Source organism: Sphingobacteriales bacterium (assembly GCA_016700115.1).
Lineage (GTDB): Bacteria > Bacteroidota > Bacteroidia > Chitinophagales > UBA2359 > UBA2359.
This window is the reverse complement of sequence record CP064999.1, coordinates 2,120,350-2,147,109: the sequence shown is the minus strand read 5'-3', so window position 1 is coordinate 2,147,109 and position 26,760 is coordinate 2,120,350. Positions and strand designations below refer to the sequence as shown.

The window sequence follows — 26,760 nt, the reverse complement described above, 5'->3', positions numbered from 1 at the left end:
CCCATTTTAGCCGCGACGGTAAAATTGATGTATGAAGTTGATCCAAAAGCAATAGCCGGAAAACTTAAAGCTCAAGTCAATGGCAGCAACCGCACTTATACGGTGCTGAACAATGCTCCGACCAATGAAATCAATATCGAGTTTACCGAATATACTGTAGGTGACGAAGATGTAGCTGTCGCATTGTCAATAGAACCCGGCTTACAGGTTTTAGGAGCCAATCAGACCACAAAAAAAGAACTGAATGCACAGTCCTCCCTGCAATCCATCACCATGTTGAGCATCAACAGCGTTGAAGCCACACACGATGGAGCTACAGGAAGAATAGACATCAGCAGTTCTCAACAAATAGCTACCGATAAACTTCGCCCCCAAATAACACTAAATCCTGCTGTGCCTTTTGAGTTAGAGTCTTATGGGAGTGGTTTTAGCATAGTGTCGTCTGCTTTCGATATGGGTCAAACCTATCAACTCACCATTTCAGACAAAATCACCGGCATATTCGGTGGGAAAATGAAAAATAAATATACCGCACAAATCGCCTTTGGTGAAGTAGAGCCGAATATCACATTTGTCAACAGCGGGGCAATGTATCTGTCCAACAAACTCAACAAAAACATTGCCGTTCGAATAGTCAGTGTAAAAGAAGTAAAAGTTACCATTGCCAAAGTTTTTGAGAACAACCTGCTGTCTTTTATGCGGTATGGCGAAGATTACGGCTATCATTATGAGTATGACGAATCGGGAGGTGAAGATTATTACGGCAATTCCTACTACTATGACATTTATAAAACCGAAGAATTTGGTCAGAATATTTGGGAAAAAACCTATAAGACTTCTGAATTGGAAGCTTTGGGCAAAGTCAATCTTCTGAACCTGAATTTTGAAGACAAATTACCCCAGTTTAATGGGATGTATGTCATTAAAATAGAGGATGCTGATCGCAAATTTATTACAGACTCCAAAATTGTTTGTTATGCAGATATCGGCATGATCGCCAAATATGATGGCGACAAAATTCATGTATTTGCCAATACCATCAGCGATGCCAAACCTCTTTCGGGTGCTGAAATTTCCTTTATCAGCAGCAACAATCAGGTCTTACACAAAGCAACAACCAACGAACAAGGGGTGGCAGTCATGCCAAGTTTGAAAAGCAAATATCCCGATTTTTCAATAGCCATGATTACCGCCCGTCATGGCAACGATTTCAGTTTCATGCACCTTGACCGAACCAATGTCAGTACAGACCGTTTTGAGGTAGGTGGCCGAAGGGACAATCCCACCAACTACGAAGCCTTTATTTATGCAGAAAGGGATTTATACCGTCCGGGAGAAACCATTCACGCTGCTGTTATTGTCAGAACTATTGACGGATGGAATACGCCTAAAAACATTCCGGTCAAATTAAAAATGTTGCTGCCTAACGGCAAAGAATACAAAACCATCGGGAAAACGCTGAACAACGAAGGCGGATGTCAGGCTGATTTCGACATCTCTGCCAATATGGTTACCGGAACCTATACCCTTGAGTTATATACCGGAAACGATATATTGCTCAATTCTAAAAACATCAGCATTGAAGAATTTATGCCCGACCGGATTAAAGTGGCATTGAGTACAGATAAAAAAGAGTTAAAACCCGGACAAACAATTACCCTGCAAGGAACAGCAACCAATTTGTTCGGACCTCCTGCTGCCAACAGAAACTATGAGGCGACTATGTCTTTGAGTTTCAAACCTTTTACTGCCAAAGATTTTCCAAACTTTATCTTTAACAACAACAAAACGACCTATCTAGAACAAATCGTAACTGAAGGAAAAACAGATATCAACGGTCAGTTTAACGAACCTTTTGAAATATCAAACGAGTATGTGGATATGGGCGTTTTGAACGGGAAAATCTTTGCCACCGTGTTTGATGAATCAGGAAGGCCGGTTTATGGAATGGCTCCGTTTGAAGCCTTTACCCAGGATGTGTTTTATGGCATAGGCGATTTTGGCGACTATGTTTCGACCAAACTACCTATAGATATTCCATTAGTAGCCGTAGATAAGGCAGGTAAAGCCGTTAGTACCAAAGCGAGGTTTGAAATAATCAGACACGAATGGCGCACAGTGATGGAAAGTGTTGGCGGAAGTGGCCGATATCGCTATCGCTCGCAAAAAGAAGAAATCAAGGAAGTCAGTCAGGACATTAATGTTACAGGCAACAAGTTTTCTTATAAATTTAAACCCACCGTTTCGGGCGAATACGAAGTGCGTATCAGTCGTCCTGAATCCACCAATCCAAATGGATATATCGTGAAATCATTTTACGCCTACCGGTACGGCGATACTCAAACCACTTCCTTTGAAGTCAATCAGGATGGTGCGATTGATATAGAATTTGACAAAGACAGTTACGAGGCCGGTGAAACGGCATCCGTATTGCTTAAAGCACCATTCGAGGGAAGTATGTTGGTAACGGTAGAACGCAACGAGGTTTTGCGATACCTGTTTATCAATACCGATAAAAAAGTAGCTAAAGTAGATTTGCAGATACCTGCTGATTATGTCCCCAATGTTTATGTTACTGCTACCCTGATTCGTCCGGCAAAAGAACTGACCGTCCCCCTGACGGTTGCTCATGGATTTGCCAATATTGGGGTAACCAATAAGAAGAACCAAATACCGGTAAAAATCACTGCAAGCGAGAAAGTCAGGTCTAAAACGAAACAAAAAATTGTAGTAGAAGCTGCTCCTAACAGTGAAGTAGCAATCGCTGTGGTGGACGAGGGTATCTTGCAGATTAAAGACTATAAAACGCCCGACCCGTATAATTTCTTTTATCAACGCAGAGCTTTAGAAGTAAAAAGTTTTGACATCTACCCCTATCTGTTTCCCGAAATTATGACCGGAGCCATCCTGACAGGCGGGGACGGATATAACCTGAACAAACGCGTCAATCCTGTTACTGCCCGCCGTGCCAACTTAGTGAGCTTCTGGAGCGGGTTGGTCAAAACCAACAGTGCCGGAAAAGCAGAATATGAAATTGATATTCCTCAGTTTTCGGGCGACCTGCGCGCCATGGCAGTTGCTTACAAAGATAAGGCATTTGGTTCGTCAGACCTTCATATCAAAGTGGCCGACCCGGTGGTCATCAGTACCGGACTTCCTCGGTTCCTAAGTCCGGGAGATACCATTACCATCCCCGTAACCTTGACCAATACCACCGAAAAAGATGCCTCAGCAAAAGTTACCATCAATACCAACAATTACATGAGTATTGTCGGCACTAACAACGCCACTGTCAATCTGAAAGCTAATGCCGAAAACAGGGCAGAATTTAAAGCTGTTGCTCAAAAAGATGTGGGAGTTGGTAAAATAACAGTCAGCGCAGAAGCGATGGGAGAAAAGTTTTCGGAAGATAATGAACTGGCAGTCAGACCGGCAGCCTCGCTTCAAAAAATCAGCAATTCCGGATCTATTGCCGCCGGACAGTCGCAGACCATCAGCATGGATCACGACTACCTGCCAAACAGCATAGATGCCCAGTTAATTCTCAGTCGCTCACCCCTGATGGAACTTGCAGGCGGACTGGATTATTTAATCGGTTATCCTCATGGATGCCTTGAGCAAACCATTGCCAAAGCATTTCCACAAATTTACTATTACGACATCACCCAAAGTATAGGACGTACTCCGAGAACCGCTATTGGCAAAACATCTTCCAATCCCAACTATAACGTTCAGGAAGCCGTCAAAAAAATAGAAGCCATGCAGTTGTGGAATGGCGCTCTAAGTTATTGGCCGGTGGAATATAACTATGACGACAACAGTTTCAATGAAAACTGGTGGAGCAATGTATTTGCTGCCCATTTCCTGTTAGAGGCTCAAAAAGCAGGTTTTGAGGTCAAGCAGCCGGTTTTGGATAAATTGGTGGGATATCTGCAAAAACGCCTTGCAAAAAAAGAAACCTTCAAGTACAAATATTTTGATGCCAATAACAAAGTAAAAGAAAAGGAAATTGCCCGGAAAGAAATTCCATATACGCTCTTTGTGCTTGCCGGAGCAGGTAAGCCGGTGGTTCCAATGATGAACTACTATAAAGCAAAATCCGAACTACTGAGCCTTGACGGAAAGTATATGTTAGCAGCCGCATTTGCACTTTCGGGCGATAAAACCAAGTTTTCACAAATGCTGCCTCCTTCTTATGACGGCGAACGCAGTCAGTCAGAATTTGACGGGAGTTTTTCTTCTGCCTTGCGCGATAAAGCAATCGCCTTGAATGTGTTGTTGGAAGCAGAACCCACCAATGCACAAATTGGCATTTTATCCAAACAATTGGTCAGTGATTTCAAAAAACAACGCTGGCATAATACCCAGGAATGTGTGTTTACCTTCCTTGCTTTGGGAAAAGTAGCCAAACAAAGTGCTGACAGTGATATTACTGCGAGCATAACTGCCAATGGGAAAAATATCGGCAATTTTACCGGAAAAGACCTCAAACTGACTTATGACGATATTCAAACCAATCAGGTTCAGATTACAGCATCCGGTAAAAAAGGAAACCTCTATTACTTCTGGAATATGGAAGGGCTTAGCAAAGAAGGCAATTTTGTACAGGAGGACAGTTTCCTGAAAGTGAGAAAGCGATTTTTTGACCGCAATGGTAAAGAAATAACCAAACTCAATTTTGGCCAAAACGATTTAATAGTCGTTCAGCTTTCTTTACAATCTATCGGGTCTGCCTCAGTGCCCAATATTGTTGTTACTGATATGCTGCCGGCCGGTCTGGAAATTGAAAATCCGAGAATAGGGGAACTGCCTGAAATGATTTGGATTAAAGATGCTGCACTGCCCCAACATCAGGACATCAGAGATGACCGGATTAACCTCTATACCACAGCACAAAACAAAGTGCAAAACTTCTATTATACTGTCCGGGCCGTTTCTCCCGGACGTTTCAGAATGGGACCCGTTTCGGCCGATGCCATGTATAACGGAGAATACCACTCTTATAACGGGGCCGGTGTTGTTTTGGTAGCTGCTCGCTAACCCGCTTTTGAGGTGATTAAGAAGGTCAACCGGTTTAGTTATGTAAACGCTGAAGACCTTTAACCCGATAAAAATGAAAAGCCGATAGTTGGAATTATGTTTTCCGGCTATCGGCTTTTTGATTCGAGCTTACAAACAGAATTTCACGGTTTGAATATTCATGCGCTTTAAAGCATAATTATCATGCGTGTTATAAAACTTTTTGTGCTCATCTATATTAGCGTTTCCAAGAACGCGAACCTTTAGGCAACCACGATATTTGTATTGCTTTATCAATAAAATCCATAACAAGTTTAGGAACTTCCTGTTACTGACTGTGGTTAGCCGGACTAATTTCCAACCACAACTTTGCTAATTGCGCTTTTCCAGTTAATAATGAGCCGTATTCGGTTGATAATGAGCCATTTTCGGTTGATAATGAGCCGTTTTCGGTTGATAATGATCCGTTTTCGGTTGATAATGCTCCGTTTTCAGTTGATAATGCTCCGTTTTCAGTTGATAATGCTCCGTTTTCGATTGATAATGCTCCGTTTTCGGTTGATAATGAACCATTTTCGGTTGATAATGCTCCGTTTTCGGTTGATAATGCTCCGTTTTCAGTTGATAATGCTCCGTTTTCAGTTGATAATGCTCCGTTTTCAGTTGATAATGAACCATTTCCGGTTGAAAACTGACTAATTCAGTTTGGAAAATTGTCTTTTTTAAGAGAGAATGACCGGAGAGTGTTTTTAAATGAGTGTTTTGACCCAAAATCAGTATTTGGTAAAAGGATATAACCTACAAAACTATAAGGTTATTTAATGCGATTTACTATATTTTTTAGCTTTTTATCAAATTTACTGTCTTTTTTTGAAACTATTTAGCAACTGTTTTTGTTTTAATGACGTTATTATACTTAAAACCACAAAAATTGACTTCATTCACCCACTAAAAACAAAATTCCATGACAGTCTTTAAAATTAAACTCAGTTTTGTAAAGAAAAGCGACAATAACCTGTTGGCGTTTGCTATTTTGGTGATATCCAAACTGACCGGAAATGCAGATTTTCCGACTACCTCGCCAACCTTGGTTGCTATTACCACATTGAAAGATGATTTTGAAACGGCAATAAACGCCGCCGCTAATCGGGATAAAACTGCGACTATCGCAAAAAGAGAAGCCCGCACAGCCTTAATTACCGGCTTGAAACTGCTTGCCTTAAATGTTGAACACACCTCGGCAGGAGACGAAGGAAAATTATCAACGACCGGATTTGACTATTACAGAGGTTTAAAAAGCGAAAATCCAACTCCCGGAATTCCCGTTATTTTAGATTTAGATTATGGCGTTATTTCAGGAACTGCTATTTGCCGTTGGGATAGTGCCGAGTTTGCTTCTGTTTATGAGATTCGCTATACCGAAGACCCCTTCGGCCTCACTGCAAGATGGATCATGGCGTTGCCGGTTCAAAAAAGAAGTTTGGTGTTAGAGAATCTTACTTTAGGCAGCAATATCTGGGTTCAGGTAAGGGCTGTAAACGCCGCCGGAGCAAGCAACTGGAGCGACCCTGCGCAGTTGATTTATATCCACTAAGCATTTATCCGGCAATTTATCGCCAAGATTTCTGCGCAACAAAAGAGGCTGTCTGTCAAAAACAGGCAGCTTTTTTTTGTGGTAAATTTTTTCTTTTACCCGTTACGGTAAAGCCGCAACAATCAAGACATTATATATTATCATTGGTTGTTTGTGGAGACAAAAAAAGGCTCACAGAAAATATTGGATTATTTTGATTGTTCAAACCGCATTTGCTAATTTCATTCACTTTGAAACTGTACTATTTAAACTTGGTGTTTGAAGTTTAATTGCAGGGCAGTTCTTCGCTTTGTACTGTGAATTTTGTCACTTCGGGTGAATATCGGGCAACACTTACAAACAAAAACGGAAATTCTATGGCGGAAGTCGTCATACAACCGGCTCCGGGTTTGCCATGCTTGACTATAACCATAGTTGAGTCAGAGTCAGGTTCGATGGAACTGATATTTAAAGTATGTCCGCCCGTTCTTACCATTCCCAAAAAAATCGCCAATACATAGTTTTTTGAAAAATCCACCTCCGGGATTTCCGGAGCAGGGTCTATTCCATTAAAAGCATCTGTCCATGTTTTTTTCCAGACTTCTTCATTGGTGATTTGTATTTGACCTGCTTCTTCCATGGCACATTGTCCTCCTTCAGCAATTACTGTCCATGAATTATTTATGCTTTTTGTATCGGCCATTAATTTGCCTCCTTCCAAACTTGTAGTTTTATTTTCGTCACTATGCGGGTCATTTAATTTCGGATTTTGTGAATTACAACCAAAAGCCACTAAAGTAACAATACAACCTGCGAGCAATGTAATTAACCTCTTTTTCATAATGATTTGATGATTGTTGGTAAAAAAGGTATTCCGTTCAACTTGTTATATTAAACAGGATTTAAAAACACAGAAAATTGCAAGGGCAACAATTTAAAAATATTGCCCTTGCAGTAGTCAGGAAAAAACCGATCGCCAATTATCGTCTGGCTCTGGAGTAAGTTTTTCCACCACAATTAACTGTTCCTGCGCTCAAGGGCGCTCCGTTTCTTGCGTGCACAATACCGGCAACAACAGGAGCTGCCATAGAAGTACCCGACATTGTTCCATAGGAACCGTTTTTATAAGTAGAATACACGCTTGAGCCAACAGCAACCCAATCAATCGGAGGTTTACCAAAATTAGAAAAGCTTGAACATCCGTGAGCACAAGTCAAAGATCCAACTGTGAGAACTTTAGTGCCGTTGACACAACCCGGCAAATCTCGGTTAGCATCGCCTGATGAGTTGCCGGCAGCCATAACCACCCAAGTGCCTGCATTTCCTAAATTTCGAATCGCATCGCGCAGCGTGGGGTTAGCATTTTCGCAGTTTGACCATCCATAAGACTGAATACTCATGTTGACAACATCACCCGGTATGTCATACATTGCTACATGGTTTAACCCTGCAATAATACCACTGAACGAACCCGGGCCACTATTTGGAAGTACTTTAACAGGTACTACTCTTGCGCCGGCAGATACGCCAACGACACCAATGCTGTTGTTTTTTGCGGCGGCAATTCCTGCAACATGGGTTCCATGTCCATGTCCGTCTTCAACTGTCTGACCGGCAATGAACGATTTTGCAAAAGTCGGACTGGTTTGAACATTTAAATCCGGATGATCCAAATCAATACCGGTATCTAAAATCCATATCCATGTGCCTTTACCGGAGCCATCCACAAAACCTCCGGCGTTCGTAATCGCACAAGTCGTTGTTTGGGCAAGCATAGCTTCTTCTAAAGCACATTCGTCTGCAATATCTTCAATACAAAAGTCCTCTATTGCCAACTCAACTTCATAATCCTGATATACACCGGCTATCTCAGAGTTTGCACGCAATGATTTAACCTCATTGTCGTTGAGCTTTGCAGCAAATCCAACCAAAACATCACCAAACTCCGCAACAATGTTTGACTCTTTTATATTGTTTTTAGATGCAACATTGCGCAATTTGTTCAGGTTATTTGTCCTTGCCGTGCGTGTGTTTTGTTCTTTTTGTTCGCGGTCTGCAATTTTTGCTTTTTTTTGCATAACAACCGGTTTTGCGGTGTTTTCTTTTAACACCACTATGTATTGCCCGGCTATCGGCTTTAGCTCATTTCCTTTTGATGCTTCAATTTCTACCTCTTTAACAGTTAGCTGATCATCCTGAGCAAAAAGACTGCCCACAGAAAGAATTAGCACTCCGAAAATTGTTAAAATGTTTTTCATAATACTTCTTTTTAAATAAAAAAATTAAACAAATTTTTTATCAACTAATGTGATAGTTATGTTTAGAATGATATTATTTCATGTTAATTAAATTACCAACATTATATCTTACACTTTTCAGTTTGCAGATTTGCTACCATTTCATGAAAAAAATTGTAAAATAAATTCGGGAGATCAAAACTTGTGAAGAATCATACAGCGATAGATCAGTTATCTGGTTGTCCCTTTAGAACACCTTAACGCCTTAAAAATTAGGTAAGAAGTGGCAAAGAAGTTATGAAATAATTGCATGATTGTGTAAATTAAGAGATAAAAACACGCAATTTATGATGTCCAAAAAAGTTAATTCTGGTCAGGGTAGCCTGCACTTTCATTGAAAGACATGCTCAATGAACGACACCCTTTGTATTTTCTATCCTCTGTTATAGATTGGGTGGTGTTTAAGCGGGAGTTTACTCCTCTATATTCAAAAGATACCGGCCGACCTGCCAAACCAATCCGGCTGATAGTTGGGATATTCATACTTAAATACACCCGCAACTTGTCAGACGAATCCATAGTGGAGCAATGGGCTGAAAACCTTTACTATCAATATTTTTGTGTGATGAAGGATTTTGTACATAGTCCTCCTTGAGAGACATCAGAATCAGTTCCTTTTAGTCACAGGATTGGAGAGGCAAGGATAGAATTGATTTTCAAAGAAAGCATATTCTGGAAGAGCCGCCACAGAACCGGTAATCGGACCTCTTAAATCAGATCACAGATTGGGTCGTAATTGCTATAAAGGGGTATCAGGAGATAATATCAATTTATTGCTAAGTGAGCAGCTTTTAACTTAAAAGGATGACGAACAAATGGAAATCACCTCTATTGTCCTTTTTTCAAAATCTTGTTCCCATTATTATCTCAATTCTCTCTTTCTTGTTTACTACTCAAAATAAAATGAACTTGGTTTTTAAGGGTTAACGAAATAAGCAAACATAGAATGTTATCTCCTCTCTCATCTCACTATATAACATTCAATCTAAAGGTTCGGAAATCAGATTATAAACTAAGAAAACAGTAGCAAAGGTTCGTTAAAACAAAGTACGTTCAATACTTATTTGTACATCTTGGAATAATATTCATCCGCCATTCGGTTAGAATCGAAAAACGGGGCAATCTGTTCCATGCTGGTTTCGATTAAATTCCACCAATCGTTGGGGGAGTCGTAGAAAAGGGGTAAAATTTCGCCTTCCAGCATATTGTATAGATTCTCGAGGTCCATTTCATCCTGAACGTAATTGGGCAGGGAGGGGTCAACAATCGGCAAGATGAATGAGTTTTGTTCTTCGTGCATGTCTTTAAATTCTCTTACCCACCCGTCATTGGTTGAAAAATTGATTGCGCCGTTCATAGCAGCTGTCATGCCACTTGTGCCTGAAGCTTCGCGGGTAACACGGGGATTGTTTAACCAAACATCAGCCCCTTCTTTAAGTTGCCGGGATAGCTTCAGTTCGTAGCCGGTTAAAACAGCCATGTTTTTGATTTTTTTGCTGATATGCACTAAGTTGTCAAATGTGTGGATGGCACCGTAATCTGCGGGGTAAGGTTTCCCTGCAAAAATTATTTGAACAGGGCGTTCCGCATTATTCAGAATTTGCAGGAAACGATCCATATTCCGGGTTATTAAATCCGGTCGTTTGTATCCGGCAAATCGCCTTGCCCATACAATTGTACATATATCGGGGTTAAACAACTTGCCGGTTTGGTCGGCCACTACATCAAACAGCTTCGATTTCAAGCGTCTTTTTCGCCTCATCATAGTCGGACGGTCGCCATTCCTACGAGCTTCTTCTAACCATGGATCTGCCCAAAATGATTTGTTCTGAGCATTGGTAATATGTCCTATCGGGCAAATGCCTTCGGCATCTTTCCACATTTGCCGGGCGACTTCACCATGAAGTGCAGATACTCCGTTTGCAGCATGGCTCAATCTCAAAGCCACTAAACTATGGTTAAACACATCTCCTTCAACTCCGGTGATTTGCCTTACTTCGTCCAGCGATAACCCGTTGAAAAAACTTAGTTGATGCAACATCTTGATATTGTGCTTTTCGTTACCGGCCTCTTCCGGGGTGTGGGTCGTAAAAACGACCTTTTTTCTCACTGCCTCAACACTTCCATACTTTTTGTATAGCTGAAAAATTCCGGAAAGCGCATGAGCTTCATTCAGATGGTATATATCGGGATTGTAATTCAGTTCTTCCAACAATTTAGCACCTCCAATTCCCAATACCATAGTCTGAGCAATTTTAGCACTTGGGTCTGAATCGTATAATTTGAAAGTAGTGGAGCAGGCTAAATAGTCATTTTCTGGTAAATCTGTAGAAAGAAAAAACATTGGAACCGTTCCAAAGGTCTCCGGATTAAGGAAATAAGCCTTTACCCAAACATCGTGATGATCAATTTGAATTTTGAATTTGATCTGGGTGTCTTCGAGAAAATAATACGTTTTTTCGCGAAAATGCACCCCCATGGATTGGTCTTCTTTTCGGTATTGGTCGTAATATCCTTTTTTCCACAATATGCCGATACCAATAAGGTTTTGTCTTAGCTGATATGCACTCCGCATGTGGGAACCGGCTAAAAATCCTAACCCCCCCGAATAGATTTTAAAGCATTGGTCAATTGCAAATTCCATACTGAAATAGACGACCGCCTTTTTATACTTTTCATTAAACTCGTAGGGGTGTTGAAATTGAGGGGGTAATGTTTTGTTCATCAAGTTGTTTTTAAGATGGAGCGCAAAGGTACATTTTTTACCCGCTTATCAGTTCTCATTTAATAACAATCAACCTGAATTGATCAGCGCAACAACTCAATAATCAGAATTACCACCATAACATCAACTTTGCAAGACTGGGAAGAATGTCCGTTTTCTCTGATCTAAAAAAATCCCCCCAACAGATACAAACAATATCTGTTGGGGGGACCATTTTTTACTTTGGTAAATTTTTATTTATTTACAAAAACAGGGGTTTGTTCTCTGCTGCCATTGGCACCGTTTAGAACAACATAATAAAGCCCGGCGGGCAAATTAGTGGCATCAAACTCAAACTGATAAGTAGTGTTTGCCTCGGTTTGGTTATTAAACAAGACCGATACCTCTTTGCCGTCTATTGCATACACCGACAATCGTGTAAACTCGTTTGACAATGCGGTAAAACTTATTGTGCTGATGCTATTGGTGGGATTTGGAAAGGCTTTAAGGCTTTGTTCGGCTATAATCCCTTCATTTTTCTCATTACCACCACCGCCACATGCAGTAACTGTAATGCTTGCCGAAGCCGTGCAACCGCCACTTCCTGTTACGGTTACCGTATAGGTACCATACATGGCTGCTGTGGCAGGATTGCGAAGTACCGTTGAACCGCTACCGGTGTAACCGGGGCCACTCCAACTATAAGAGTTGCCTCCCGATGCAATCAACCAAATACGGGTGCAGTTGCTGTTGTTGGTAATCGCTACGTTAGGAACAGCAGAGATGGTGATGGTTTTTGAGGCCGTGCTGATACATCCTGAGGCATTGGTAACGGTTACTTTATATGCCCCTGCCATAGCGCTTGTAGCAGGTCCGCGACTCAGAACTGCTCCGCTTTGTGTGTAACCGCCCGGACCGCTCCATTGATAATCTACTCCGGCAGTAGTTGCCGTAAGTGTAATCATGCTTCCTACACAAAAACTTGAAGCGCCGGTAATTGTTGCATTTGTAGGCGCAGTAACAGTGACAGTGCGGCTTGCAGTAGCCGTACAACCGCCAGTGTTGGTCACGGTAACTTTATAAACACCCGACATCGTAGTGTTTGCAGGAGTGCGGACAAGGGTATTAACATCACCGGTGTTGGAGGTAAAACCATTTGGACCGCTCCACTGATAGGATGCCGCTCCACCAGGGGCGGTGAGCGTGATGGTTCCGCCTGAGCAAACCGAAGTAGCGCCCGTTAGGGTAGCCGAAGGTTTGGGATGAACGGTAACTTCTATGCTCAACACCACAGAGCAAATATTATTGGTAATGGTTACTGTATAGGTGCCGCTCATAGAAATACTTGCGCCGGTGCGGGTTATGCTGCCTCCAACATTGGTATAGCCGTTGGGGCCGCTCCATTGATAAGTGTTGCCGCCGGTTGCAACCAAACCAATCACTCCGCCGATACAAACATCGGTCGTGCCGTTAAGACTCACTTCAGTTCCCGGAATAATCGTCAAATCCAAATACTCGGTATGACAGTCGGTTTCAACTGAATAAATTCCAGTTTCGTAATAAGTCTGATCATTTTCAGCCCAGTAATATTCACTGCAAGCAGAAACTGTGGTCGTATTGCTCGTAGGAACGCAACCGCCTGATTGGCAACTTGCACAATTTGAATCAGTTGATGCTTCACTTGCGCAAAGACTGTCCCAGAAATTTAAACAACAATAGTTGTCATAAGAACAGACAGAACATTGACAGTTTTCGTCATTAGGAAATCCTGTACCGTTTCCTGTTTCATTACAATACGGATGTGTATTGTTATATAAACTTACATTTGTACAACCAATACAATTGAAGTCACAAGCAGCTTCCACTGCGCAGATTCCATCCCATTCTGTATTACAGCAATACGGGTCATAAGAACATACAGAATTTTGACAGCCTAAGTCAAAAGGGAAACCCGTGCCGCCCCATTCTGTATTGCAATACGGTTGAGCATGTATTGATAGGGCAGACATCAATACCAAAAGCAAAGTTAAAAGTTGTTTTTTTAGCATTTTGATTTAGTTTTAAAGGTTGAAGAAATATCAACAGAAGTGTTCAAGGTTATGAGGGTAAAAGTAAACAGTTTATTTCAATATTGTATCCAATTCAATAGATTTTTTTTTATTAATCATGCATTTTTAATTTTGAATGAAGCCCTGCTTTTATTGAGAATATAAAACCATTCCAGCCAAACAGACAATGAAGCTAAACAATGAAACAAAAAACCAAACAAACGTTTGGTAAAAATACTTTTTTTGCACTAACTTTGTCCCGTTCTGTTAAACTACATTTATGCCCAAGCAAAAAGTAAGCGACAAATTTATTGTCAAGCAATCACTGCTGGTTTTTCGAAAAAAAGGATTTTATAATACTTCGATGGCTGATATTGCCGAGGCATGCGGTCTTTTGAAAGGCAGCCTTTACCATTATTTTAAAAGTAAAGAAGAACTGATGAAGGCAGTCATCGAATACCTACACAACTACTACAAAAACGAAATCTTTGTTCTGGCTTATGATGAACAATTAGGCATGAAGCAAAAATTGAAAATGTTGGCAGATGCGTCGGAAAATCAATTTTTTGCCTCCGAAAGTGGCTGTTTGTTTGGAAATCTTGCGCTCGAAACATCAGGCAATATCCCTGAATTTTCAGAATTGGTAAAAACCTTTTTTGTTGAGTGGATGAAAGCCATGCAACACATCTACGCCCATCAATATCCCCCCGAAAAAGCTACTCAACTTGCACAGGACAGTATTGCAAGAGTTGAGGGTGCCGTGATGATGATGCGCCTGTTCAACGACAAAGAGTTTTTGCGCCGGGCACACCGGGACATTATGAATCAGTTGGAATAAAAGAAGAACATTCGGTTAGGCAGTATTTAGCATTTGCCAAAAACAAACTACTGACCAAAATAGTATCTTATTTAGCTTTTTTTTATCGCAATCAATTCGCAGATTACAAATAAGGAAACAAACGTTTGGTAAACAATTCCTCACTTTTCATATAAAATTCAAGATGGAAGCAATAATTACTGCGCCGGGTCAGGCAAAAACTGCCCTTAATTTGGGTGGTCGCCATATTAAAAAGGTGGCTGTTTTAGGTTCAGGGGTAATGGGTTCGAGAATTGCCTGTCACTTTGCCAATATTGGATTACAGGTTGTGCTGTTAGACATTGTTCCACGAGAGTTGACCTCCGCCGAACAAGCAAAAGGACTGAGTATGCAGCACCAGCAGGTTCGAAACCGCATTGTCAACGATGCCTTGCAGTTTGCACTGAAATCTAACCCTTCACCCATTTACCTGAAAGATTTCGCCTCCCGAATCACAACCGGCAATTTTGACGATCACCTACACCTGATCAAAGATTGCGATTGGGTTATCGAAGCTGTTGTTGAAAGACTCGATATCAAGCAATCTCTGTTTGAGAAAGTGGAGCAATTTCGCAAACCCGGTACCTTAATCACTTCCAACACTTCGGGAATTCCCATCGGTTTGTTGGCAGAAGGTCGCTCTGATGATTTTAAACGCAATTTTTGCGGTACTCACTTCTTCAACCCCCCCCGGTATCTCAAACTCCTCGAAGTGATTCCGTCAGAGCATACCGACCCCGATGTGGTTGACTTTTTTATGCACTACGGCGATTTATTTTTGGGTAAAACGACTGTACTCTGTAAAGATACACCTGCTTTTATAGCCAATCGTATCGGAGTATTTTCCATCATGGCTATTTTTCATGTGATGCAAGAAATGGGAATGACCGTTGAGGAAGTAGATGCCCTCACCGGCCCGCTTACCGGTCGCCCTTCATCAGCCACTTTCCGCACTTGTGATGTAGTGGGGATTGATACTTTGGTTAAAGTGGCGCAGGGGGTTTACGACAACTGCCCCGATGACGAGAGCCGAAACCTGTTTAACATACCCGGTTATGTTCAGAAAATGACCGCTAACGGATGGTTTGGCGACAAAACCGGACAGGGTTTTTACAAAAAGGTAAAAGGAGCAGGAGGTAAAAGTGAAATTTTGGCACTCGATCTAAATACCTTTGAGTATCAACCGGCTTCTAAACCTAAGTTCGCAAGTATAGGTGCTGCCAAACCCATTGACGACCTGAAAAAACGCCTCCAAACGCTTCATGCCCACGGAGATAAAGGCTCAGAGTTTTTAAACAAAATCGGGCATTTGCTATTCCGGTATGTCAGCCATCGTATTCCTGAAATCACCGAATACGTAAGCACGCTCGACGATGCTGTACGCGCCGGTTTTGGCTGGGAACTTGGCCCGTTTGAATATTGGGATGTTTTGGGAGTGGAAAAAACGCTGAACGCTATGCAGGCTGCCGGCATTGCTCCTGCCCAATGGGTAGTGGATATGTTGCAAAACGGTTGCACCACTTTCTACCGTTCGGAAGCGGGTAAACGGCTTGCCTATAACCCCGCCACTCAACAATACGAACCCATAGCGGGTGCAGATGCCTATATCAAATTAGACAACTACCGCAACCAAAAACCGGTTTGGAAAAACAGCGATGTCACCCTTCACGACATTGGAGATGGAGTGCTTTGTCTGGAGTTCCATACAAAAATGAACGCCATTGGCAGCGGCATTTTACAAGGCATCAACACTGCTATTGATATTGCCGAACGGGACGGATGGAAAGGATTGGTAATAGGCAACGACAGCACTCAAGCATTTTCGGCAGGAGCTAACCTTGCCATGATACTTATGTTAGCCATCGAGCAGGAATATGACGAGTTGGACTTTGCTATTCGTGCCTTTCAAAATGCAACCCATCGTATTCGTTACTCTTCCATTCCCGTTGTTGCAGCCCCCAAAGGGTTGGCACTTGGCGGAGGTTGCGAAGTATGCCTTCATGCCGATAAAGTGGTCTGCGCTGCCGAAACCTATATCGGATTGGTTGAGGTGGGTGCAGGTGTTGTGCCTGCCGGCGGAGGTTTAAAAGAGTTCGCCCTTCGCGCCTCCGATTCCTATTTTGAAGGCGATGTGCAGATACCTACCCTTCAAAAATACCTGATGAATATTGCTACCGCCAAAGTAGCCACCTCTGCACATGATGCTTTTGAAGCCGGTATTTTCCGAAAAAACAAAGACATGATAGTGGTCAATGCCGACCGTGTAATTGCCGAAGCTAAAAAAGCAGTACTCGAACTACATGCCGAAGGCTATACACCACCACTACCCCGTACCGATATTTGGGCACTCGGCCGTACCGCATTAGGTTCGTTTTATTCAGGCATCAGTGCCATGCGTTTTGGTGGATATGTCTCGGAACACGATGAACTCATTGCCAAAAAGGTGGCTTACGCCATTTGCGGAGGGGATTTATCCTCCCCTACTCAAGTGTCGGAACAATATCTGTTAGACCTGGAACGACAAGCATTTCTTGAACTGATGACCGAGCGAAAATCTCTGGAACGGGTACAAAGTATCTTGAATACAGGAAAACCACTGAGGAACTAAACAGCAGAATAAACTCAGCATCTCATTCAAAGCAATAACCCATGTACACACAGTTGTTACATTATATTTGCAGTTGGTTTAACCAAAATCAAATACCGTACATGGTTACGGGAAGTGTAGCACTAAACATTTATTTACTGCCTCGCTCCACTTTTGATATTGACATAGTTGTGGAAATACCTTATCAAAAGGTCGGTGAGTTTTTAAAACTGTTTGAAACAGATTTTTATATAAACCTTGATACTGCCCAGAAAGAATTGTCGCATAGAGGTATCGGTATGTTTAATGTGATTGACCATCAAAGCGGGTATAAAGTTGATTTTATCATTCTGCAAAACAAACCTTATGAAACAGAAAAATTTAACAACCGCAAAACCATTATCTTTGAAAACATTCCGATTAGCGTAATTAGTCCGGAGGATTTGGTTATTTCCAAACTGCAATGGATACAAGAGCTTCAAAGCGAAAGACAAATGGGCGATATTCACAACTTGTTACATTATCCCAATATAGACACCAAATATATTGAACATTGGATTGGCAAATTAAGGCTTCAAACTTTTGGATTATTGTAAAAACTTAAATTTTAACGGATATGCAAGATACTCCCCAACACGTTGCCGATTTGCAATATCAGATTTTTTTATCAAAAACGCCGGCTGAACGTTTTGCATTAGGCATAGCCTATATTGAACATCACTGGAATATTATGAGGGCAGGAATTAAAACATTGAACCCCGATTTCAGTGAAGAGCAAATAACGACCGAAATTATCAAACGAATGAAACAGCAAGATCAGTCGCTTAATTGGCTTGACTTGCAATAAATCTCTCATTACGCTGTCTTTTTTACCACAAAAAAAAACAAAATAACCCATGCAAGAAGCATATATAGTTGCCGGATTCCGCACGGCTGTAACAAAAGCAAAACGCGGAGGCTTTAGATTTGTCCGCCCCGACGATTTAGCAGTAGATGTAATTGGACAATTGTTGAAATCAGTTCCACAATTAGACCCCGTAAGGGTCGAAGACCTGATTGTGGGTAATGCAGTACCCGAAGCGGAACAGGGGTTGCAGGTAGGACGCATGATTGCCGTGCGTGCCCTGCCCAAAACAACTGCCGGCGTAACCGTAAACCGGTATTGCGGCAGCGGAGTAGAAACAATAGCTATCGCTACCGCTAAAATACGGGCAGGCATGGCAGATTGTATCATTGCCGGCGGAACCGAATCGATGTCGTTAGTGCCTACCGTAGGCTGGAGAACCACCCTCAACTACGAGGTAGCCAAAGATCACCCAGATTACTATATTGGGATGGGATTGACCGCCGAAGCAGTAGCAAAAGAATATGGAATTAGCAGAGAAGCACAAGACGAATTTGCCTTCCATTCTCACCGCAAAGCGGCTGCCGCTATTGACAACGGCTATTTTAAAAGCGGTATCTGCCCTATAACTGTTAATGAGGTATATGTAAATGAAAAAGGTAAACGCGCCGAGCGGCAATATGTGGTTGATACCGATGAAGGTGTACGCAAAGATACTACTCCCGAAGGGCTGGCCTCTCTAAAACCTGTATTTGCTGCAGGTGGAACGGTTACGGCAGGCAATTCCTCTCAAACTTCTGATGGTGCTGCCTTTGTAGTGGTCATGTCGGAAAGAATGGTCAAAGAACTGGGACTAACCCCAATTGCCCGAATGGTTACCTGCACTTCGGTAGGAGTTGAACCCCGAATTATGGGAATAGGGCCGGTAGCTGCCATACCCAAAGCCCTGAAAATGGCAGGGATGAACCTACAGGATATCAGCCTGATAGAACTCAACGAAGCTTTTGCCGCTCAATCGGTTGCCGTAATACGAAAAGTTGGACTAAACCCCGATATTGTCAATATCAACGGAGGTGCCATCGCTTTGGGACATCCGCTTGGTTGCAGCGGTGCTAAACTATCCATTCAACTCATGCACGACCTCAAACGCACTAACGGTAAATTCGGCATGGTTACAGCTTGTATTGGCGGTGGTCAGGGCATTGCTGCCATCTATGAAAGGCTGGGTTAACTTACCGGATACTAACAGTATATATTTTAACACCCCTTCGGTATTCGTGCCAATTGATGCGTTTACCGGAGGGGTGATTTTTTTGAAAAAAATGATCAAAACAAAAACCTATAAAACATTAAGCATAATCAAATATCTATTAAAGGATCAGGATACTATTTGATTGTAGCACCTGCGTTTGCAAACAAAATGAAAGCCGGAATATAAATTGATAAAAAAAAAGATTTCAATAAAGTGAAAACTTTTTCTCATATTCTATAGATAATTCATCTTTATAAGGTAACTTTGTTTTAATTCCAATAAGCTTCAATGAAGTTAATATCGGATTTACTACCAAAGAAGTTGCTGTTTAATATAAGCAGGCAACAGCTCTCTAAGAAAATAATTATCATTTTATTTAACGAATAGCTATGAATCCTCAGGATATCGTTGAAAACATATTCAATGACAGACAGCAACCCAATGGCCCACATACAGTTACTACTGCTAATGCTATTCAGTATTTTATAGATAATGCTTTCAAAAACAAGTTGCTATTTATTTATGAACTCCTGCAAAATGCCGATGATTCTGCACAAGAAGGACAAAACGGTTATCATATTGAGGTTGAAATTCACTTTTTTAAGGATTATGTACTGTTTCAACATAACGGTGCTCCCTTTTTGGCCGGAGATGTATGGGCATTATCAAGAATAGGGCATCAGATAGACGAAATTAATCCTCATCCCAAAAGCCATGACATAAACAAGATTGGATATAAAGGTGTGGGGTTTAAGTCTGTATTTGCGCTTACCGACTGTTGTTACATAAAATCCGGTGGGTTTTGTTTTCGGTTTGATAAAAATTTCGAAGAGTGGAAAAGTAAAAAATACCCATGGCAAATCACACCTGTTTGGACAGAAACGAAAGAACTGCCTGAAGAAGTACTTCCTTATCTTGCAGGTAATAAAACGAGTATTATATTAAAAACCAACTTGGTAGGGAGTCTACAAAAAATCAATAACGAGGTATTGCGGGAGAGATCTTTGTTGTTTTTACGGCATATTAAATCATTTTCAGTATTCAATCGAGTAGATGGAAGAAACGAGCGAGTTGTTGAACGCAACCTAAATGGCAAAATCGTTAAGATGTCCATTAAAACTAAAATTGTCAATTGGAATGAACGAAACGAGTATTTTTTACTGGAGAACTTTACTGTTAAAGTACCTATAGAGGTTTCAAATAGCATCCAAAAAATTGAAGATTCAATCTGCCCCCCTAAGCTCAAGAAAGCGAAAGAAATTACCATTTCCTTAGCTGCTGAAATGGAAAACGAAGACAATCTGAAAGAGCATGAAATTTACGTTACTAGATTACTTTATGCATATTTGCCAACAAAAGCAAAACTGCCATTTCCCTTTACCGTAAATGCCGAGTTTTTATTAAATACAGGTCGGGATGCCCTTTTGACAAATCTGGTTTGGAATGCTTTTATTTTTGCACAACTTGCCTCTTGTAAACTTCATTGGTTAAAATCAATTGCAGGTTCTGATTTCGCGTTTAAGCATCAATTTCTTAAAATATACAGAAAGGCATTTGAAATTGAAACAGACCACTATGGCTATAGAGCTCCATACAACAATTCATTATCAAATGTATTGAAAAGTGTACAATTTATCCCACAAGAAGAAAATGAAACCTTGCTTTTAGTTGAGGACACCCTTGTAGATTATACCGGATTTAACAAGGAGTTTAAAACAACTAAACATGCAGCAAAGGATAAAGAAATGAAAGTAGAAAATGCCGGAATTGCAGTTTCTCAAATATGGAACATTAAACTTTTGGAAGAGATAGGGGCAAAAGGATTCAAAGACAGTGATATAATTGCACTCTTACGAGAACACAAACACATTGCTAATACGCTTGAGAACAATATCAGATTGATAGATTTTTTGTTTAAAACGAAACACGAGGATCATGATTTTGCCGGTTACCTCAGACAAACCCCTTTTTTGCTTGACACTAACCTTATCTTACGACAGCCCAATGATGTTTTTTTTCCTGCAAATCAAGATTTATTGCCGAACGGCATAACGTTTAACCTCCATTTTTTGCATCCGGATATTAACGTGCATTTGGAAAATACCCCTCAATTAAAAGAATGGGTTTCATTATCGTTAGGTGTTCAATATCCCTCAAAGAGAGGGATGGCAAAAAAAATAATAGATGACGAACTGGAATATCCTGAAAATATTGACCGAGATAAAGCAATCACTTTTGGACGTTACTTTTTTTCGGTCAGGTCAGGTTTAGATGATCGCGATAAACTCCAACTTCGTCAATTACCTGTTGTAACAACGAGCAACGATTTAGCACCTGCCATTAAATGCTATCTTTCTGACAAATATCAACCAGTGTTAAGCCTTCAGAATCTCTTAGGGAATGATAACCGGGATTTCAATTTTGTTAGTGCTGAATATATAAAAGAGGGCGATCGGGTGGAAGATTGGAAACGCTTTTGGCTGCAGATAGGAGTAGAACAAGAAATGAAATTAGAGAATATCCCTTCACAAGTAAATACAGCAGAAAAATGTGAACGGCAACAACTTATCTCTAATTTTCCCGAATTAGAAGCATACTTTCAATATTTAGATAACAGGCCCTTTTATAACAGAGAAGCTGTACAAACTGCAAATCAACAGGGTCAACATCAAATCCGAAATCTGTTTACCGTTACTTTGCTTAACTATACCGCCAATAATTATGTCTTTACAAAATTGTTTTGGCAATTGTTTTTTGATAGATTGTGGAAAGAAGTATTGAGGAGAGGCAGGACTCTATACTTTCACAATTTAAACAAAAGCAGAAATGTGGGAGATGAAGTGCCCGGCTATATCCAATATTTTGCAAGGACTCAGAAGTGTTTGCCCGGAGTTAACAATACCTGTCTAACATCTAAAGAATTGTTTTCGCCGAAATTAGCAAAGGTATTGAGCAATGCTTCAGATTTTAATGTGATTGATTTAGAAAATATCAGCACAGAACAGTCTCAGTTTTTAGGAATTCGAACAATGTTGACTTTTGAAGAGTGTTTAACTTTGTTAGATCATTGCTCAAAGCAGGATAAGGTTGATGCAGCACTTATCATTCAAATTGAACAAATTTATGAGTATGTAAATGATCATTTTGCCAATAGTGAAGAGGCTAAACTTGCTGCAAACCAATGGAACGGGCTGTTATTGGCTGATAATAACACTTTTCAAGAAAAAGATAGTCTTTATTATCTCAACCTTCCGAATTCCCCTTTACCAAACAACAGACAGTTGTTTTTGAAAGAAAGCAGGTTGTCGTCAGACCATTTAAGTCGGGTATTTAATTTACTTGGAATAACCGAGATTTCAACTGCATCTTTGAGCTTTCATTCAACAAACGAAACCCTAAACAATGAATTAAAATCACTTATCAGAAGTCGCCTTTACCTACTAAAGAAGTATATCCAATTTAAGAGAGGCGGTGAGTTGAAAGACATTGAAGTCCACTTGTTAAAAAAGTTAAATGGTACGGAGTTTTTTACCGCTGATACATTGCAAATAACTTACCCAAACCATCCTGAGATTTATCAGAATACGTTGAATTGTTTTTTTGAAGCAAAGAACAACCGATTTTATTACTTGGAACATTGGCGGCAAATCGAAAATATATATACTATAACCAGACAACTATGCCTATTACTTGAAACAGAAGACATTGAAACAGAATTTCAAATTTTTTTAACTTCCGATGAAGGGAGCATTGTTCGTTGGCTTCGCAATATGGGTATTGATGTAAGAAATGAAGTCGGATATCTGGGAGAACAACAAGCATTTAAATATCTTGCCGAAAATCTAAAACTACAGTTCCCTAACGCCTCCATAGTTGAAAATGATGCCGAATTTCAACTCAGAGACAATGAAAGCAGACCATTAGCGCTCTTAATTTGGAACAATAGTGTGAATGAAAGCACTTTCCCATACGATTTAAAACTAACACTCTTTGATTACACTTCGCCAATCACTGAGGCAATACAATTCATCGAAATTAAAACCACTTCTGATGAGAATAAAGACATTATTTACATCACTTTATCGGAGTGGGAATTTATGGTGAAAAACAAAGAACAGTACATACTATACCGCATATACTTAGATTACTCTGATAATTACCGCTTATTGAGTATTGTTGAAATAGTAGAACCATTGCAATATATTATTCAAGGAAAATTATTGCCAATAGAAACAGTTCCATTAGAACTGATTTCGGATAAATCGGACAGAAAATCCCCTCGAGTTGACTAATCGCCCTATTTTCTCTCAACCCCAAAAAATCATTCAATAAAAACAGAACCCAATTCGTTTTAAAGTTGTCCATTTCAAATAGCGATATTACACCCACCCCTAAAAAACATAACTACCATGCACTATCCCGAAGGTGCCGAGGCACTATTGATTGCGCTGCAAACCCCTTCCCCCAAAGGGTATCTGGGCATTCCCGTTTTAATTTGGGGGCCTCCCGGAGTGGGTAAATCCAGTTTTCTTGATGGGTTGGCAAAACCGGGTTTCCCCGTTCTTACCTTGATTGCATCTATTCACGACCCTACCGATTTTTCCGGTTTGCCGGTGTTCAAAGATGGGAAGGTGCATTATGCCGTTCCTGAATGGGTTAGGGAGTTTGGTGAGTTGGGCGAGGGTATTTTGTTTTTAGATGAGTTGACCACTGCCCCTCCTGCCGTACAAGCTGCACTGCTCAGAGTAGTTTTAGAGCGAAGGGTAGGGTTTCATGAGCTTCCCCCCAACGTGCGGATAGTGGCTGCCGCCAATCCGCCGGATTTAATGACCGGTGGTTGGGATTTATCGCCCCCTTTGCGCAACCGCTTTATCCACCTATATTGGGATTTGCCATTGGCTGCATTTTTAGATGCCCTCGAAAGCGATTATGCACAGGCTGTTTTGCCTGTCATAGACCTTGAAAAACATGCTGCCGTTCTGCCTTATTGGAAACTGCGTACTTTGGCTTTTCTGAAAACAGCACCCGACATGCTGCGCACCAGTCCTGAAACAGATAAACATGCTTTTGCCAGTCCGCGAACATGGGACTATGCCATTTCATTGATGGCTTCCTGCGATTTGTTGGATGTTGCCCCAAAAAAAGGAAGCCAAGGCAAGCGCGTTTTTTACGAACTGATGAGCGGCTGCTTAGGTGCTTCTGTCGCACTCCCTTTGATGGAGTTTTTGGAAAAAATGCGCCTTCCCAATCCCGACGAGGTGTTGGATAAAAAAGAGGAGGTGGACGTAAAAATCCTTGACGACAGCGAATTGTTTGTATTATTTGGTTCGCTCAATGCCGCCATCACCCGTCGCTATCATTCGCCTGTCCTGCTTCCGTCTGTCAAAGTTTATCTTTCACTTACTCTGGATGTATTCAAAAATAATCGCCGGGATGTGATATATCCAGCGCTTTTTAAAGCATTTAGAGGAGGTTTATTGCTAAAAGCAATTGAAACTGCCCAAAAACTGGGGGCTACCGAGTTAGAAAGTTTAATGACAGAAATAGATGCCGCGTTAAAATTCGATAAAGAATTTGAAGAATATACAAACTTGCTGCAAAAGTAATCACCAACTGATGCAATAAGGTTTTTTTTTGGCACTAAGCAATTTCGTCACCCGTCATATCTTAGCCCATGCCCACACTTCTCACAACTGTCATCCCCTCGACCTATATTGGGACTGATAGAGTAGATCTGCCCATCGGTAAAAACCATATTGCTATTCAACTCCGTTTCACCGTGTTTGGTGAGTTGCTGGAATACGTTTGTCCTGCCATAGAATTACCGGAGGCAGCGTTGAAACTAACGTTTACCGCCGAAGATTTAAAATTGATACAAGCTGAAATAGCGTATCTGCCATACCGGTTAATGCTGATGGCGTTTATGAAAGGAAATGCTGATGAAATACCCGGATATAGCATATGGCATCCCCTTATGGTCGAGTTAAAACAATTGCGGAATGGGTATCACATGAGATATCTAAAGTTGCCTGTTACCCATGAATTTGCGAGGGAGCTTAAGGAATGGGTTATTCAAAAAAGGAGAAACTTGAATTTTAACATGATATTCGATGGTAACGCCATCGGTCAAGGCAGGTACATGAAGTCTGCTAACTTAACATTGCCCACACTTTGCTATCATTTAATAGTCGGCAAAACGAGAAAAGTAAGGCAGAAAGCAGTTGAGATGCTCGGTAAACTGGAGGATAAACGCGCCGTAGAACCTTTAATTTCGGTTTTAAATGATGTATTTATTGATGTGCGATATAATGCTGTCAAATACTTGGGCAAGTTGGGCGATGTACGGGCAGTAGTGCCGCTCCTTACTTTACTGCAAGATAAAGTTACGGAGGTTAGAATACAGGCAATTATAGCATTGGGCAATTTGGGTGATTCCCGTGCAACTGCTCCGCTAATTCCGTTTTTAGGGAATAGTATGATTGATATAAGAAATTACACCGCTATTGCCTTAGGTAATTTGGCAGATACACATGCAGTAGGGCCTTTAATCAGGACATTATCAGATAAAGCTCAAAAGGTACGCATGAGTGTAGCCGAATCGTTGGGCAAATTGGGGGATGTGCGTGCCGTCATGCCTTTGATAACTACTTTGCGTAGTAAAGCCATTAGTACGGGTTGTGCCGGTGCCAAAGCTTTAGGCAATTTGAATGACAAACGTGCAGTTTTACCACTCATATCGGCATTATCTGATAAAAATTTAGAAGTACGAATCAATGCAGCTACTGCTTTGGGAAAGTTGGGAGACGTTCGAGCCATAGAGCCGCTGACGAAGGTCTCAAAAATTAGAAGAGTAGCTTTACGTAAAGCTGCTAAATTTGCCTTGGACAGATTACGTCTTCAACATACTTTAGTGACGGCAAGCGCAACATTAGCCGAAAAGTTGCCGGAAAAGGTTAGCACTACTTCTATTAACCAAATTAATGACCAACAAATCGGGACATTAATAACAGCAGCGAAAAGTAAAAATTTCAACACACGTAGTACTGCTGTAATGGCGTTGGGAAAGTCGGGAGATGCCAGAGCGTTTGAAATACTTATTGCAGCAATCAATGATAAATATAGCCGGGTGCGATGTAGTGCTGTTACCGCATTAGGCAATTTGGGAGATGCTCGTGCAGTACAGGCGCTTTTAGCTGCTTTAAAAGATAAAAATATGAATGTGCGTTATAGAAGTGCTTCTGCTCTTGCCACTTTGGGAGATTCGCGTGCCGTTGTTCCTGTTCTGTCAGCAGCGATGAAAGATAATAAAGGAAATTATTACGAAGCAGCATGCAGGTTGTCGGTAAAATGTAAAGACATAGCCATTCCACAATTGCTCATCGCGCTATCAAACCGTAAATATAAAATCAGATTAACGATAGCCGAACTTTTAGGAGCGATAGGCGATATTCGGGCACTTGGCCCATTGCAGGCTTCTTTACAGAAAGAAACCAGTATTAAATGCAAAAGGGCAAAGGCAAATGCCATTTCAAGAATCAACCGGTTAAACGCTGTTATCAAACCGGTTTAAAAGCCTAAAA

General features: G+C 41.1%; 16 protein-coding genes. 11 read left to right on the top strand and 5 right to left on the bottom strand.

Annotation, left to right across the window (positions count from 1 at the left end; translation table 11 throughout):
• Positions 1 to 27: 27 nt before the first annotated feature.
• Entirely contained in the window at positions 28 to 5,040 is a 5,013-nt protein-coding gene (locus tag IPM47_07615; GenBank protein ID QQS30786.1) for an alpha-2-macroglobulin family protein, read from the top strand.
• Between the two features lie 369 nt (positions 5,041 to 5,409).
• Here the strand turns inward: IPM47_07615 and IPM47_07610 are convergent, their stop codons facing one another.
• The gene (locus IPM47_07610) at positions 5,410 to 5,790 is read right to left on the bottom strand and encodes a hypothetical protein (GenBank protein QQS30785.1); all 381 of its coding nucleotides are present in this window, start codon (positions 5,788 to 5,790) and stop codon (positions 5,410 to 5,412) included.
• A gap of 193 nt (positions 5,791 to 5,983) precedes the next feature.
• On the opposite strand from IPM47_07610, the gene IPM47_07605 reads away from it, so the two are divergent.
• A complete protein-coding gene (locus IPM47_07605; protein QQS30784.1) occupies positions 5,984 to 6,613 on the top strand; it encodes a hypothetical protein in 630 nt (209 codons plus the stop codon).
• A 265-nt stretch (positions 6,614 to 6,878) separates the two neighbouring features.
• On the opposite strand, the gene IPM47_07600 is transcribed toward IPM47_07605, so the two are convergent.
• Together IPM47_07600 and IPM47_07595 are read right to left on the bottom strand one after the other, a co-directional pair.
• The gene (locus IPM47_07600; GenBank protein ID QQS30783.1) at positions 6,879 to 7,433 is read right to left on the bottom strand and encodes a protease complex subunit PrcB family protein; all 555 of its coding nucleotides are present in this window, start codon (positions 7,431 to 7,433) and stop codon (positions 6,879 to 6,881) included.
• Positions 7,434 to 7,572: 139 nt separating this feature from the next.
• A complete protein-coding gene (locus IPM47_07595; GenBank protein QQS30782.1) occupies positions 7,573 to 8,850 on the bottom strand; it encodes a S8 family serine peptidase in 1,278 nt (425 codons plus the stop codon).
• Between the two features lie 382 nt (positions 8,851 to 9,232).
• On the opposite strand from IPM47_07595, the gene IPM47_07590 reads away from it, so the two are divergent.
• Entirely contained in the window at positions 9,233 to 9,484 is a 252-nt protein-coding gene (locus IPM47_07590) for a transposase (protein QQS30781.1), read from the top strand.
• Between the two features lie 465 nt (positions 9,485 to 9,949).
• Here IPM47_07590 and glgP read toward each other — a convergent pair whose 3' ends face one another.
• Together glgP and IPM47_07580 are read right to left on the bottom strand one after the other, a co-directional pair.
• A complete protein-coding gene (glgP, locus tag IPM47_07585) occupies positions 9,950 to 11,614 on the bottom strand; it encodes an alpha-glucan family phosphorylase (GenBank protein QQS30780.1) in 1,665 nt (554 codons plus the stop codon).
• Between the two features lie 233 nt (positions 11,615 to 11,847).
• Positions 11,848 to 13,641, bottom strand: coding sequence for a T9SS type A sorting domain-containing protein (locus IPM47_07580; protein QQS30779.1), 1,794 nt, complete (start codon positions 13,639 to 13,641; stop codon positions 11,848 to 11,850).
• Positions 13,642 to 13,921: 280 nt separating this feature from the next.
• Here IPM47_07580 and IPM47_07575 point away from each other — a divergent pair, with 280 nt between their 5' ends.
• From IPM47_07575 to IPM47_07540, 8 genes are all read left to right on the top strand, one after another.
• On the top strand, positions 13,922 to 14,479 hold the full coding sequence (locus tag IPM47_07575) for a TetR/AcrR family transcriptional regulator (GenBank protein QQS30778.1): 558 nt from the start codon (positions 13,922 to 13,924) through the stop codon (positions 14,477 to 14,479).
• A 163-nt stretch (positions 14,480 to 14,642) separates the two neighbouring features.
• Positions 14,643 to 17,105, top strand: a complete 2,463-nt coding sequence (locus IPM47_07570) for a 3-hydroxyacyl-CoA dehydrogenase/enoyl-CoA hydratase family protein (GenBank protein QQS30777.1) — start codon at positions 14,643 to 14,645, stop codon at positions 17,103 to 17,105.
• A gap of 41 nt (positions 17,106 to 17,146) precedes the next feature.
• On the top strand, positions 17,147 to 17,680 hold the full coding sequence (locus IPM47_07565) for a nucleotidyl transferase AbiEii/AbiGii toxin family protein (GenBank protein QQS30776.1): 534 nt from the start codon (positions 17,147 to 17,149) through the stop codon (positions 17,678 to 17,680).
• A 20-nt stretch (positions 17,681 to 17,700) separates the two neighbouring features.
• Positions 17,701 to 17,931, top strand: a complete 231-nt coding sequence (locus tag IPM47_07560; GenBank protein ID QQS30775.1) for a hypothetical protein — start codon at positions 17,701 to 17,703, stop codon at positions 17,929 to 17,931.
• Positions 17,932 to 17,980: 49 nt separating this feature from the next.
• The gene (locus IPM47_07555) at positions 17,981 to 19,159 is read left to right on the top strand and encodes an acetyl-CoA C-acyltransferase (GenBank protein ID QQS30774.1); all 1,179 of its coding nucleotides are present in this window, start codon (positions 17,981 to 17,983) and stop codon (positions 19,157 to 19,159) included.
• A 410-nt stretch (positions 19,160 to 19,569) separates the two neighbouring features.
• Entirely contained in the window at positions 19,570 to 23,472 is a 3,903-nt protein-coding gene (locus IPM47_07550) for a DUF3883 domain-containing protein (protein ID QQS30773.1), read from the top strand.
• Between the two features lie 117 nt (positions 23,473 to 23,589).
• On the top strand, positions 23,590 to 24,786 hold the full coding sequence (locus IPM47_07545; GenBank protein QQS30772.1) for an AAA family ATPase: 1,197 nt from the start codon (positions 23,590 to 23,592) through the stop codon (positions 24,784 to 24,786).
• Positions 24,787 to 24,854: 68 nt separating this feature from the next.
• Positions 24,855 to 26,750: a HEAT repeat domain-containing protein gene (locus IPM47_07540; protein QQS30771.1), complete on the top strand. Its 1,896-nt coding sequence runs from the start codon at positions 24,855 to 24,857 to the stop codon at positions 26,748 to 26,750.
• Positions 26,751 to 26,760: the final 10 nt, after the last annotated feature.